Raw genomic sequence first — 13,254 nt, 5'->3', positions numbered from 1 at the left:
GTTGTTTTTTGTAAATCCACATTATGAAATCAATAAGCATGATTTGAAATTTTAAATAAAATATGAGAAACTAGACGTACCGTACTAAATTACACAAAAGTAACCAGGAGACAAAAAATGTCAGCAGTTCCCCAGAATGCGGCGCCCGCCAACTCACCTGACCTGGACAGTCAGGAAACCCGTGAATGGATGGATGCACTGTCCGCCGTGATTGAGAGTGAGGGCCCTGAGCGTGCTCACTTCTTGTTGGAGCAATTGCTGGAACATGCCCGCCAGAAAAGCATCGATATGCCTTTTTCTGCCACCACGGGCTATGTCAACACGATCGAGACCGATCAGGAAGAGCGTTCCCCCGGCAACCTGGAAATTGAAGAGCGGCTGCGCGCCTACATGCGCTGGAACGCCATGGCCATGGTGGTCAAGGCCAATCGCCACCACCCCATTGACGGTGGCGACCTGGGCGGCCACATTGGCTCGTTCGCCTCGTTGGCCAGCATGTTTGGCGCCGGTTTCAACCACTTTTGGCACGCTGAGAACAATGAGCCTGGCAAGGAACATGGGGGCGACTGCCTGTACATCCAGGGCCACGTGTCCCCCGGCGTGTATGCCCGCGCCTACCTGGAAGGCCGCCTGAGTGAAGAGCAGTTGCTCAATTTCCGCCAGGAAGTCGATGGCAAAGGCCTGTCCAGCTACCCCCACCCCAAGCTGATGCCCGAGTTCTGGCAGTTCCCCACCGTGTCGATGGGTCTTGGCCCCCTGATGGCGATTTACCAGGCCCGCTTCCTGAAGTACCTGCACGCCCGTGGCATTGCCAACACCGAGAACCGCAAGGTCTGGGTGTTCTGTGGCGATGGTGAAATGGACGAAGTGGAGTCGCTGGGCGCTATTGGTCTGGCGGCACGCGAGAACCTCGACAACCTGGTGTTTGTCATCAACTGCAACCTGCAGCGCCTGGACGGCCCGGTGCGTGGCAACGGCAAGATCATCCAGGAGCTGGAGGGTGAGTTCCGCGGTGCCGGCTGGAACGTCATCAAACTGCTGTGGGGTAGTGGCTGGGATCCGCTGCTGGCACGCGACAAGGATGGTGCGCTGCGCAAGGTCATGATGGACACGCTTGACGGCGACTACCAGGCCATGAAGGCGAATGACGGCGCCTATGTGCGCAAACATTTCTTCGGCAAGGACCCCCGCACGCTGGAGATGGTCGCGAAGATGAGTGACGACGATATCTTCAACCTGCGCCGCGGCGGCCACGATTCCCAGAAGGTGTATGCGGCGTTCCACGCCGCGGTCAAGCATGTGGGCCAGCCCACGGTGCTGCTGATCAAGACTGTCAAGGGCTTTGGCATGGGCAAAAGCGGCGAGGGCAAGAACAACGTTCACCAGACCAAGAAGCTCACCGACGAAGACATCAAAGCCTTCCGCGACCGCTTCAATATTCCGGTGCCCGATAGCCAGTTGGCTGACATACCGTTCTACAAGCCAGCCGAAGACACCCCTGAAATGAAGTACCTGCACGAGCGCCGCAAGGCCTTGGGCGGCTACCTGCCACACCGCCGTACCAAGGCGGACGAGCAGTTCACCGTGCCGTCACTCGAAACCTTCAAGTCCGTCATTGAACCGACGGCAGAAGGTCGCGAAATTTCTACCACGCAGGCCTATGTGCGTTTCCTGACCACGCTGTTACGTGACCAGGCTTTGGGCCCACGCGTGGTGCCCATTCTGGTGGACGAGGCCCGCACCTTTGGTATGGAAGGCCTGTTCCGCCAGATCGGCATCTACAACCCTGCCGGTCAGCAGTACACCCCGGTCGACAAAGACCAGGTCATGTACTACAAGGAAGACAAGCAGGGCCAGATTCTGCAAGAGGGCATTAACGAAGCCGGCGGCATGAGCAGCTGGATTGCCGCGGCCACCAGCTACAGCACCAGCAACCGCATCATGGTGCCGTTTTATGTGTATTACTCGATGTTCGGCTTCCAGCGCGTTGGCGATCTGGCCTGGGCAGCGGGCGACATGCAGGCACGCGGCTTCCTGCTGGGCGGCACCTCCGGGCGCACCACGCTCAATGGCGAAGGCCTGCAGCACGAAGACGGCCACAGCCACATCATGGCCAATACCATTCCCAATTGCATCAGCTACGACCCCACGTTTGCACACGAAGTGGGCGTCATCCTGCACCACGGCCTCAAACGCATGGTGGAGAAGCAGGACAACGTGTACTACTACATCACGCTGCTCAATGAGAACTACCCGATGCCCGGCCTGGCCGCTGGCACCGAAGAGCAGATCATCAAGGGCATGTACCTCTGCAAGGAAGGCGCCAAGCTGACACCCCGCGTGCAACTGCTGGGTTCGGGCACCATCCTGCGCGAATCGATTGCCGCCCAAGAGCTGCTGGAGAAAGACTGGGGCGTTGCCGCCAACGTCTGGAGTTGCCCCAGCTTTAACGAGCTGACCCGCGAAGGCCAGGACTGCGAACGCCACAACATGCTGCACCCGGCAGACGCACCCCGCGTGTCTTTCGTGGCCCAGCAACTGGATAAGCACACCGGTCCCGTGGTGGCGTCCACCGACTACATGAAGGCCTATGCCGAGCAGATTCGCTCGTTCATTCCGAAGGGCCGCACCTACAAAGTGCTGGGCACCGACGGGTTTGGCCGCAGTGATTTCCGCAGCAAGCTGCGCGAGCACTTCGAAGTGAACCGCCATTTCATCGTAGTGGCCGCTCTGAAGGCGCTCAGCGAAGAGGGCACGGTGCCCGTCAGCAAAGTGGTCGAAGCGATTGCCAAGTACGGTATCAAGACCGACAAAATCAATCCCTTGTACGCATAAGAATTCAGGAGACACACATGGCATTGGTAGAAATACATGTCCCCGATATTGGGGATTTCGATGAAGTGACGGTGATTGAGTTGATGGTCAAACCCGGCGATACGGTCAAGGCCGAACAGTCACTGATCACCGTCGAGTCCGACAAGGCGTCCATGGAGATTCCCTCATCCGCCGCAGGCGTGGTGAAGGAACTCAAGGTCAACTTGGGTGACAAGGTCAAGCAAGGCTCGCTCGTGCTGGTGCTGGAGGTTGCCGGTGCAGCCCAGGCACCAACCCAATCATCCAATATGGTGCTAGCCCCTGCTGCGCCTGCGCAGGCTGCTCCTTTTTCTGTAGCAGCAGTTGCGCCGGTGGCCGCTGTGGCAACGGCTTCAGCGTCGGGCCCGGTGGAAGTGCACGTGCCCGATATTGGTGATTTCAAGGACGTTACCGTCATTGAAGTGATGGTCAAGCCCGGCGACAAGATCAAGCTGGAGCAGTCGCTCATTACCGTGGAGTCCGACAAGGCGTCGATGGAAATTCCATCCAGCCATGCAGGCGTGCTCAAAGAGCTGAAGGTCAAGCTCGGCGACAAGATCAACATTGGCGACTTGCTGGCGGTGCTCGAAGTAGCCGGTGCTGCTGCTTCGGTTGCCGCGCCTGTGGTTGCATCTGCCCCAGCCGCTGCGCCAGTGGCCGCTGTTGCTGCGGTGGCTGCCAGTGCTGCACCAGCCGTAGCGCTCGCTGCTGTGGCCGTACCTGCCCACAACCCCACCAGCGCACCCGTCGGCTTGCCCCATGCGTCGCCCTCGGTGCGCAAGTTCGCACGCCAACTCGGCGTGCCATTGGATGAAGTCAAGGGTAGTGGCCTCAAAGGCCGCATCACCGATGTCGACGTGCAAAGCTTCACCCAGGGTGTGATGGCCGGTACGGCGCAGACCAAAGCCATTGCCGCAGCGGCCGCCAAAGCGCCTGCAGCCGGTGGCGACGGTGCTGGTTTGGGCTTGATCCCCTGGCCGAAGGTCGACTTCACCAAGTTTGGCCCGATCGAGCGCAAGGAGATGAGTCGCATCAAGAAGATCAGCGGTGCCAATCTGCTGCGCAACGCGATCATGATTCCGGCCGTCACCAACCACGACGATTGCGATATCACCGATCTGGAGGCCTTCCGCGTCTCGACCAATAAAGAGAACGAGAAGTCAGGTGTTAAGGTGACGATGCTGGCTTTCCTCATCAAAGCCTGCGTGGCCGCGCTCAAGAAATTCCCCGAGTTCAACAGCTCACTCGATGGTGATGCGCTGATCTACAAGCAGTACTTCCACATCGGCTTTGCAGCCGATACGCCCAATGGCCTGATGGTGCCGGTGATCAAGGATGCCGACAAAAAAGGCATTTTCCAGATTTCGCAAGAAATGGGTGATCTGGCCAAAAAGGCGCGTGATGGCAAGCTGAGCCCCGGAGAAATGTCGGGCGCATCGTTCACCATCTCCAGCCTGGGTGGCATTGGCGGGCGTTACTTTACGCCCATCATCAATGCGCCTGAAGTGGCCATTTTGGGTGTCTGCAAATCCACCATCCAGCCGGTATGGGATGGCAAGGCTTTTGTGCCGCGCCTGATGTTGCCACTGAGCCTGACCTGGGATCACCGCGTCATCGACGGCGCTGCCGCTGCACGTTTCAACGTGTACCTCGGTCAGATCCTGGGCGATTTCCGCCGCGTCATGCTCTAAAGGAAAAGATATGGCAATCGTAGAAATCAAAGTCCCGGACATTGGCGACTTCGACGAAGTCACGGTCATCGAGTTGATGGTCAAACCGGGCGACAGCATCAAGGCCGATCAAAGCCTGATTACCGTGGAGTCGGACAAGGCCTCCATGGAGATCCCGTCCAGCCACGCCGGTGTGGTGAAAGAGCTCAAAGTCAATCTGGGCGATAAGGTCAAAGAAGGCTCCCTCGTGCTGATGCTCGAAGTGGCCGGCGAAGTTGCGGCGCCTGCCGCTTCGGTGGCGGCACCTTCAGAGTCAAAACCGGCTGTAGCCCCCGTCGTATCTGCGCAAGCAGCTACTGAAACCATAGCATCTGCAGCGCCCGCTGCCTCCAGCTTTGCGGGCACGGTCGATCTGGATTGCGACCTGCTGGTGCTGGGCGCCGGCCCTGGTGGCTATTCAGCTGCATTTCGCGCCGCGGATTTGGGCCTCAAGGTCATTCTGGTGGAGCGCTATGCAGCGCTTGGCGGCGTGTGCCTGAACGTGGGTTGCATTCCATCAAAGGCACTTTTGCATGTGGCGGCCGTCATTGACGAAGTGAGCCACATGGCCGCACTGGGTGTGGACTTTGGCAAGCCAACGGTCAACATCGACACGCTGCGTGGCCACAAAGACAAGGTGGTCAACAAGCTCACCGGCGGTCTGGCCGCTATGGCCAAAATGCGCAAGGTCACCATCGTGCGCGGCTACGGCGCGTTTGTGGGTGCCAACCATGTTGAAGTGGAGACCACCAGCGGCACGGCGCAAGAGAAAACCGGCGCCAAACAAGTGATTGCGTTCAAGAACGCCATCATTGCGGCAGGCTCGCAAGCCGTGCGCCTGCCCTTCATGCCGCAAGACCCGCGTGTGGTGGACAGCACCGGCGCCTTGGCACTCAAAGAAGTCCCCAAGCGCATGCTAATCCTGGGCGGCGGCATCATCGGTCTGGAGATGGGCACGGTGTACAGCACGCTGGGTGCACGCCTGGACGTGGTGGAAATGCTTGACGGCCTGATGCAGGGTGCGGACCGCGACCTGGTCAAAATCTGGCAGAAGATGAACGCCCCGCGTTTCGACAACATCATGCTCAAGACCAAGACGGTGGGCGCCCGCGCCTTGCCCGAAGGCATTGAGGTGACGTTTGCCGCAGCAGAGGAGGGTGGCACGGCCCCCGCTCCGCAGGTGTACGACCTGGTCTTGCAAGCTGTGGGCCGCACGCCCAACGGCAAAAAGGTCAGCGCCGAAAAAGCCGGCGTGGCCGTCACAGACCGTGGCTTCATCAATGTCGACATCCAGATGCGCACCAACGTGCCCCACATCTTTGCCATTGGCGACATCGTGGGCCAGCCCATGCTGGCGCACAAGGCCGTGCACGAAGCCCACGTTGCAGCGGAAGTGATTGCCGGTGAACTGCAAGGCAACAAAGAGCTGGCCAGCGCAGCGTTCAACGCCCGCGTCATCCCCAGTGTGGCCTACACCGACCCCGAAGTGGCCTGGGTTGGCCTCACCGAAGACCAAGCCAAAGCCCAAGGCATCAAGGTCAAGAAGGGCCTGTTCCCCTGGACCGCATCCGGGCGCGCTATTGCCAACGGCCGCGACGAAGGCGTCACCAAACTGCTGTTTGATGACAGCCCCGAGGCGCATGGCCACGGCAAGATTCTGGGCGGCGGCATGGTCGGCACGCACGCCGGCGACATGATTGGCGAGATTGCGCTGGCCATTGAGATGGGTGCAGACGCAGTGGACATCGGAAAAACCATTCACCCGCATCCGACGCTGGGCGAGAGCATTGGAATGGCGGCTGAAGTGGCGCATGGTAGTTGCACGGATTTGCCGCCGGTGCGCAAGTAAGTCAGTCAGTCAGAACAAGCCGGTAAACCCGCTATCAATTCAGTAGCTGGCTGCGCAATTCTTTCGGGGGCTGCGCGGCTTTTTTGTGCTTAATTCGACTTCCAGCAGTTCTTTTCGGCCTGCATTGCGTTGTGCACCCAATACTCGTCGCCACCCAGCAGCGCAAACCTGCCACTGATACTGGATGCCAGCAGCATCTTGTAGCCGGGGCCTGCGGCCTGCTCGCAGGTCTGGTCGGCCGCCAATGCTTCGATACCCATGCGGCGGCACCAGGTCAACGATCTTGGCCGGCTTGGAACCACCTTCCAAAGCATCTGCTGCATGCGTGAGCAGCCGAGCAAGGGGTTCCGATGAAGTACGGCAGCAAACGGGCCCGATGCCCCAGCTGTGCTGTGCTTGCCTGGTGCGCCAACGCACAGACGGCAGACATGACAGCACAAAAAATGAACGCATGAAACAAACCCACATGAACATCGAAATGCCATCACCTTCACCAGAACCGATGCCGCCTGTGCCGATGCCACCATCGCCTATGCCGCCGCCACAACAGGCACCGTTTCCCTCGCCACCGCCTGCGCCGTTGCCCACGCCGCTGCCGATGTAGGGCTGAGTGATGCGATAGCCGACTGAGAACACCATGCCAGACTTGCCGCGTTGGGTTGTTGTTGTGGCGGGCGTGACCGGCCTCGCTTTCATCGCCGTTCTGCTGGTGTCGAATTTCATGGGCGGAGAAACAAAAATTGAGCGTCGGATCGAACGCCTTTATGCGCTCGATGATCCGCGCTTCTTGAACGAACTGGGCGTGCTGCTGGGTCCGCCGTTTCTGACCGGAAACAAAATTACCGCGCTGTCGAACGGCGACGAAATTTTTCCGCCCATGCTCGCAGCCATTCGCAGCGCAAAGGAGTCGATCACATTCGAGACCTACATCTATTGGTCGGGCGACATCGGTCAGGCGTTTGCCGATGCGCTGTCCGAGCGGGCGCGCCAGGGCGTGAAGGTTCAGGTGCTGCTCGATTGGGTCGGGAGTGCCAAGCTGGACGACAGCATGCTCGACGCCATGCGGGGTGCCGGCGTCCAGGTGCGCAAGTTTCATCCGCCGCACTGGTCCCATCTGGGGCGCTTGAACAACAGGACCCACCGCAAGTTGCTGGTGGTTGACGGTCGCATCGGGTTCACGGGCGGCGTGGGCGTCGCGCCGCAGTGGACCGGTCGCGCTCAAGACCCGGCGCACTGGCGCGACACGCATTTTCAGGTTGAGGGCCCGGTGGTGGCGCAAATGCAGTCGGTGTTCATCGACAACTGGATCAAGGTGACCGGTGACGTGCTGCATGGGCCGGACTACTTTCCAGGCCTGAAGACGGCAGGGCAGGAAGCGGCGCAGATGTTCAGCAGTTCGCCCAGCGGGGGCAGTGAGTCGATGCAACTGATGTATCTGCTTGCCATCACCGCGGCGTCACGCTCGATCGACCTGTCAGCGGCCTATTTCGTGCCAGATGCCCTGACGCTGCGCACCTTGGTGGATGCGCAAAAACGGGGTGTCAAGCTGCGCATCATCGTTCCAGGTGAGCACATCGACAGCGATGCTGTTCGCGGTGCTTCAAGGGCCAATTGGGGTGCCTCGCTCAGCGCTGGCGCAGTCATCGCGGAGTATAGCCCCACGATGTACCACTGCAAGGTGATGATCGTCGATGGTCTGCTTACCTCGGTAGGCTCCACCAACTTCGACAACCGTTCCTTTCGCCTCAACGATGAGGCGACGTTGAACGTCGTTGACAAGGCCTTCGCAAGCACACAGACAACAAGCTTTGAAGCTGATTTGGCTTTGTCGCACCAGGTGACCTACGCCGAGTGGCAGGACCGCCCGCTGCGCGAGAGGTTTGGCGAGTCGATCGCATCGCTGATAGGCACACAACTGTGAGGGACTGCGTATTCAAGTCTGAAGAGCAATAGTTGATTCTTCCGCTCCTACACGAGAGCGGCAACGCCTGATCAACTTTCAGGTATGCGCGTCAGCCGGCTTATAGCGACCTGCGCATGTGTGGGTTGGCGTACCGACAGACTATTTCATCCGCGGTGCAATGAACCATGCGTTACGCATTTATCAGAAAGGAAGATTGCTATGCGACACAAAGAAGAAGGAAAGATGGGGTGGATTTTGCTTTGGCTCGTGGGAATCCCAGTCCCAATTTTGCTGCTGTTGTTCTTCGTGCGTGGGTGCACCTGAGCCATGCGTTGCAAGAGCCCCCTTCGCGCTCAGGGACATGATGATTTTTTTTTGGCCCGCCATGGGCGACAAGCCGTCAAGCGCTGCATTTGACACGATCTTGGTGCGCAAGCGCACAGAAATCCTTAGTGCGACTCCCTGCGATTCTTTCGCAGCGTAAGGTGCGAGCCGTCGAATTTTTCGGCGTCTGACTTGATCTTCGCCAACAGGAGTTCCCATGATCACTGCCAAAACCACCGGTCCTGCCAAGGCCAAGCCTGCACCTAAGGACGTCATCGCCCTGCTCAAGGCCGACCACGCGGCTGTGAGCCAGGTGTTTGCTGAGTACGAGAAGACCCTTTCGATTGCTAATAAAAAGGCCCTGGTGGCCAAGATATGCACAGCGCTCACCGTGCATGCGCAAATTGAGGAAGAAATTTTCTACCCGGCCGTGAAGGCGGCGCTCAAGGACAAGCTGCTGGTGCCAGAAGCCACGGTCGACCTCGGTGCACGCATGGCCGCCCGCACAGATGAGCTGTTGGCGCAGGTCGCCTGAATCAAATTTGAAGGGAGAACTTGATGAACGAAGCCGTCCATCCAACAGCACGTTCATTGCCCCCTGGCTCACATGCAGCGGCCGCGGCCACCACAGAGGCGCTGCATACGAAGGCCGATCAATTGCGCGAGACACGCTACGAATGGGTCGAAGGCGCTGACCGTTGCCGCTGGCGTGAAGCGCTTCACCCATTCCGTTCACGCCCACCCGTCACCTATTGGAGAGTGTCCTATGTCCATGAACCCAATGAACAGGCGTCCTGTTGGACGCCAACAGCCCACTCCGCCGCGCGATGCGAGAGCGCCCCTCTCAAACGCGGGTCTGGCTCTGCCGCACGAACGCGACGAATCGACCGACCCCAGTGCCAAGGCGCCCGATCCGTTGATGGTCCAGGCCAAGCGCGATATTGACGCCGGCCTGGTCGACACCGACATGCACGCGACCCCTGGCCTGGACGCAAAGCTCCGCGAGCGTATGGTTCCCGGCCCCGGCGGCAAGCCGCCCCGTTCGCCTCGCTGAGCCCTGAGACCACACACACGCTGATGTGGGTCATGTCCGACCGCGTTATCCCGCGCAGCCTGCGCATGATGCAGGGCTTTGGCGTGCACACCTCATCGAGGCCGGCGAGTACCCGGAGTGGGAACAGGGCTTGCAAATATTTACCGAAGCCCAAGCTGATGCCTTCAGCTTTGACATGCTGCTGGCTGGGCGGCACCAACTTCCACGAGATACCGATCAACGCACCGCCAGGCTATTCCCCGGGGAGGGGTTGCGTATGAGCCCAACTCCCTCGGCGGCGGTTGCCCGTTTCAGGCGGGTGCTAAGGGCTTTGTGTCGTTTCCGCAGCCGCTAGATGACGGGCAAGGTGACAAACTGCGTGGCAAACCCGAGAAGTTTGTCGACCACTACACCCAGGCCACCCTGTTCTATGAGAGCCAGACCGGCGTGGAGCAAGCGCACATTGTGGGTGGCTTCCGCTTTGAGCTCGGCAAGGTCACGGTGCCCGCGATTCGCGAGCGCATGCTGTCGTCCCTGGTGAATGTGTCGCCAGCATTGTCGCTGACCGCGCTGCCGGGTGATGGCGGTGTGCGCTCGCGCAGCGTGGCCATCTTGGTGGCCGATGGTGTTGACGCCAAGTCGCTCGCGTTGATGACTGCGGCGCTGCAAGCGGCCGGCGCCACGGCGCACCTGATCGCGCCCCGGCTGCGGCGCAAGAAAAAACCGGCGCCAAACAAGTGATTGCGTTCAAGAACGCCATCATTGCGGCAGGCTCGCAAGCCGTGCGCCTGCCCCTCATGCCCGAAGACCAGGCCAAGGCCCAAGGCATCAAGGTACGGAGGGGCCTGTTCCCTTGGACCGCCTCCGGCCACGGCAAGGTCCTGGGCGGCGGCATGATCGGCACGCATGCAGGCGACATGATTGGCGAGATTGCGCATATTCCACGGGGGCTGGAGGCCGATTTGACTCGTAAACCGGTGACGGAGGGCAGCAAACCCACCAGGTGCTTGTGTCTCAGCGGGCAAAGCGCAGCCGCTGCTGCACGGGGTTGGCCCGGGTACCATTTGCCATGGTCACCAGTTCCGCTACAACAAAACGTTACCTCCCCTGGGTGGTCGCCACCGCCCTGTTCATGGAGCAGCTGGACTCCACCATCGTCAACACCGGCATTCCAGCCATGGCGGCCAGCCTGGGCGTGACCCCATTGAGCCTGAAGGCGGTGGTGACCAGTTACATCCTGAGTCTGGCGGTCAGCATTCCGATCAGTGGCTGGCTGGCCGAGCGCTATGGCAGCCGGCGCATCTTCATGCTGGCGGTAACGCTGTTCACGCTGTCTTCGGTGTTGTGCGGGCTGGCGGTGAATTCGACCATGCTGATTGCCGCCCGCGTGCCGCAGGGCATTGCGGCGGCCATGATGATGCCGGTGGGCCGCATGGCCATTTTGCGCACCTTCCCCAAGGGCGAGCTGCTGCAGGCCATGAACTTTGTCATCATTCCGGCCCTGCTGGGGCCGCTGTTGGGGCCCACCGTGGGTGGGCTGATCGTGCACTGGTTCACCTGGCGCGAGATCTTTTTTGTAAACATACCCGTGGGCCTGCTGGCGCTGTGGTTTGCCAAAAACTACATGCCCAACTACAAAAGCGAAACGCCGCGCCCGCTGGATGTGCGGGGCTTGCTGCTGTTTGCCAGCGGCGCCGGTTTGCTGTCGTGGCTGCTGGAGGTGTTCGGCGAGATTGCCTTGCCCGGTGGCACGGTGGCCATGCTGGCCGCTGTGGCGCTGGGGCTGCTGGCGGCCTATGGATGGCATGCCGGGCGGGTGCCGTATCCGCTGTTGCGCTTGCCTTTGTCAATGCGGCGCCTCAGTATTTGACCTTTGCCGCCAAGGAAAAAATACCCTGGCTGATGCCTTTGCTGTGGGTCGGCTTCTTCGCGGCCCTGCTGGTCGTCGGCGCGATCATCAAGCGCCTCGGTGCATTAATTGTGGCCACCGGTGGACTGCTGCTGACAGCGCTTGTCAGCTACGCTGCTGCGGACGCAGGCAGTCTGGGAGTCCTCATTCTGATGCAACTGCTGACCGGGGTCGGCTGGGCGGCAGCATTTGCCGGCTTGTTGGAGCAGGCCTGTGCATTCGGAACGCGCGGCGCGGAAGGTCAATTCATGGGCAGCTTCTTCTCGGTTCTGGCCATCAGCAGTTTTGCGCGCATCGGATTTGTCAGCCAACTGTTGCCGCAGAACCCCGCCTTGAAAGATATGCAATTCGTGTTGCCGATGAGTTTTCTGGTGCTTTCCGGACTGCTTGCTGCGGTTTACGCATTCAAAAAACCTCGATCCCCTGGCGAGCTGGCACCCGGTTGAAGAAGGAAATCGATTGCTGCAACTGCTCCGCCTGCCCGGACAGCTCCTCGCTGGTGGCCGCCAACGCCTCACTCGCACTTGCATTTTGGAGCTCCGATTGATAGCCCCGCGGCGAAGGGGGCACCCATAGCATCTATCCGTCGCTAGAACCAAAGCGTGCAGCGTGAAACAGCGACTTTGAAATGCAGGTAAAAAATGCGGGGTGTGTGCAGCATTTTGCCCGCCCTATTGACGGAGGTCGGCCCCTTTCGTGCGCTTGCCCGCGTCTGCAACCGAACGGCGGCCTCTCGAGGCCAAAAAAAACCCGCCATGCGGGCGGGTTTTTTGTCAAGAGACAGGCTTTTAGGCTGCTTTTTTCTTGCGCAACATGCCAGCCGCGCCCAGAGCCACTGCGAGCAGAGCCAGTGAACCTGGCTCAGGCACAGTGCCACCAGGGTCGGTGATGGAGCCAGTAGCCCCACCGATGATCACGGCATGGTTCAAAGTGCTACCGTTGTCGGAGACTGCGAGAACCGGGATTGCACCCGTAGTGCTAAACGAACTGTGCCAAGGGCCTGAACTCAAATCAGCATTGGTCAACGCGGGGAAAGCAGTATTGCCAGCCGCTGTAAGGCCAAGACCCGATCCTGACTCGTTGACAACCGTTAACGTTGGTACCAGGGTAGACAACCACTGGTAGCCGTTGGCTTGGCTAAACAGCCCGCCGCCAGCGCCGAGAAAGTTGTTGATGTCGGTTGCGTAAGGCGTATAGCTGCTTCCGCCAACACCACCACCAACGTTACCTCCGGAGTCCATCATCAGGATGCCGGAAGCGGCGAGGCCAGCGCCAGTGAAGAAAGTGCCGAAGTTCGAGACCAGGACCGTGTTGACGGTCCATCCCGCACCTACCAAACTCGAAAGGTTGAATGCCGAATTGGCAGCAGTGCTAGCAGTACTGGTGCTTCCCAAAATTGTGACGACTTTATTGCCGTTGGTGACACCAGCGCCCAAATTTTCCAGGGCCTTCTGCATGAACAGCCACCCTTGTTGGTTGCCACCACTGGCGAAGCCATGGTCATCGGCATCCGTCCCAGCCAGAATGAACGGACCTGCATAGGCGGCAGAGCCTACCAATAGTGCGGCGGCGGAAGCTGTCGCGACGAGAAAACGCTTGATCATGGCTATTCTCCTTGAAATTGAGACTGTTGAAGGTATCTGAAACAGGTTTTCGAACACACCGCCCGGACCT

At 59.8% G+C, this 13,254-nt stretch carries 10 protein-coding genes and 2 pseudogenes; 9 read left to right on the top strand and 3 right to left on the bottom strand.

Annotated elements, in window-relative coordinates; genetic code table 11:
- Positions 1-117: 117 nt before the first annotated feature.
- From aceE to lpdA, 3 genes are read left to right on the top strand one after another with little or no spacing between them, the layout of a single operon-like run.
- Entirely contained in the window at positions 118-2,835 is a 2,718-nt protein-coding gene (gene aceE / locus AC097W_RS09800) for a pyruvate dehydrogenase (acetyl-transferring), homodimeric type (RefSeq protein ID WP_479602312.1), read from the top strand.
- A 17-nt stretch (positions 2,836-2,852) separates the two neighbouring features.
- Positions 2,853-4,544, top strand: coding sequence for a dihydrolipoyllysine-residue acetyltransferase (gene aceF, locus AC097W_RS09795; protein ID WP_479602311.1), 1,692 nt, complete (start codon positions 2,853-2,855; stop codon positions 4,542-4,544).
- Between the two features lie 10 nt (positions 4,545-4,554).
- Complete coding sequence (gene lpdA, locus AC097W_RS09790; protein WP_479602310.1) at positions 4,555-6,411, top strand: dihydrolipoyl dehydrogenase; 1,857 nt, start codon at positions 4,555-4,557, stop codon at positions 6,409-6,411.
- 89 nt (positions 6,412-6,500) lie between these two features.
- On the opposite strand, the gene AC097W_RS09785 is transcribed toward lpdA, so the two are convergent.
- Positions 6,501-6,671 (bottom strand): hypothetical protein, encoded by a 171-nt coding sequence (locus AC097W_RS09785; protein WP_479602309.1) that lies wholly within the window; start codon positions 6,669-6,671, stop codon positions 6,501-6,503.
- A gap of 377 nt (positions 6,672-7,048) precedes the next feature.
- Between AC097W_RS09785 and AC097W_RS09780 the strand changes: the two genes are divergently transcribed.
- Entirely contained in the window at positions 7,049-8,332 is a 1,284-nt protein-coding gene (locus tag AC097W_RS09780) for a phospholipase D-like domain-containing protein (protein ID WP_479602308.1), read from the top strand.
- Between the two features lie 183 nt (positions 8,333-8,515).
- Here AC097W_RS09780 and AC097W_RS09775 read toward each other — a convergent pair whose 3' ends face one another.
- The gene (locus AC097W_RS09775; protein ID WP_479602307.1) at positions 8,516-8,857 is read right to left on the bottom strand and encodes a hypothetical protein; all 342 of its coding nucleotides are present in this window, start codon (positions 8,855-8,857) and stop codon (positions 8,516-8,518) included.
- On the opposite strand from AC097W_RS09775, the gene AC097W_RS09770 reads away from it, so the two are divergent.
- The 5 genes and pseudogenes from AC097W_RS09770 to AC097W_RS09750 all read left to right on the top strand — a co-directional run bounded on the left by AC097W_RS09770 (position 8,856) and on the right by AC097W_RS09750 (position 12,026).
- Positions 8,856-9,173: a hemerythrin domain-containing protein gene (locus AC097W_RS09770; RefSeq protein WP_479602306.1), complete on the top strand. Its 318-nt coding sequence runs from the start codon at positions 8,856-8,858 to the stop codon at positions 9,171-9,173. The genes AC097W_RS09775 and AC097W_RS09770 overlap by 2 nt on opposite strands.
- Before the next feature lie 231 nt (positions 9,174-9,404).
- Positions 9,405-9,692, top strand: coding sequence for a hypothetical protein (locus AC097W_RS09765; protein ID WP_479602305.1), 288 nt, complete (start codon positions 9,405-9,407; stop codon positions 9,690-9,692).
- Positions 9,680-10,379, top strand: a pseudogene (locus AC097W_RS09760) (catalase-related domain-containing protein); the annotation flags it as partial. The gene AC097W_RS09765 and the pseudogene AC097W_RS09760, both read left to right, overlap by 13 nt.
- A gap of 361 nt (positions 10,380-10,740) precedes the next feature.
- Positions 10,741-11,517 (top strand): annotated as a pseudogene (locus tag AC097W_RS09755) (MFS transporter); the annotation flags it as partial.
- Complete coding sequence (locus AC097W_RS09750) at positions 11,472-12,026, top strand: hypothetical protein (protein WP_479602439.1); 555 nt, start codon at positions 11,472-11,474, stop codon at positions 12,024-12,026. The pseudogene AC097W_RS09755 and the gene AC097W_RS09750, both read left to right, overlap by 46 nt.
- 342 nt (positions 12,027-12,368) lie before the next feature.
- Here AC097W_RS09750 and AC097W_RS09745 read toward each other — a convergent pair whose 3' ends face one another.
- On the bottom strand, positions 12,369-13,184 hold the full coding sequence (locus tag AC097W_RS09745) for a PEP-CTERM sorting domain-containing protein (RefSeq protein WP_479602304.1): 816 nt from the start codon (positions 13,182-13,184) through the stop codon (positions 12,369-12,371).
- Between the last annotated feature and the right edge of the window lie 70 nt (positions 13,185-13,254).

This window comes from Rhodoferax sp. GT1R46 (genome assembly GCF_056521285.1).
The sequence above is the reverse complement of the archived record's forward strand: the minus strand, read 5'-3'. Positions and strand labels throughout refer to the sequence as shown.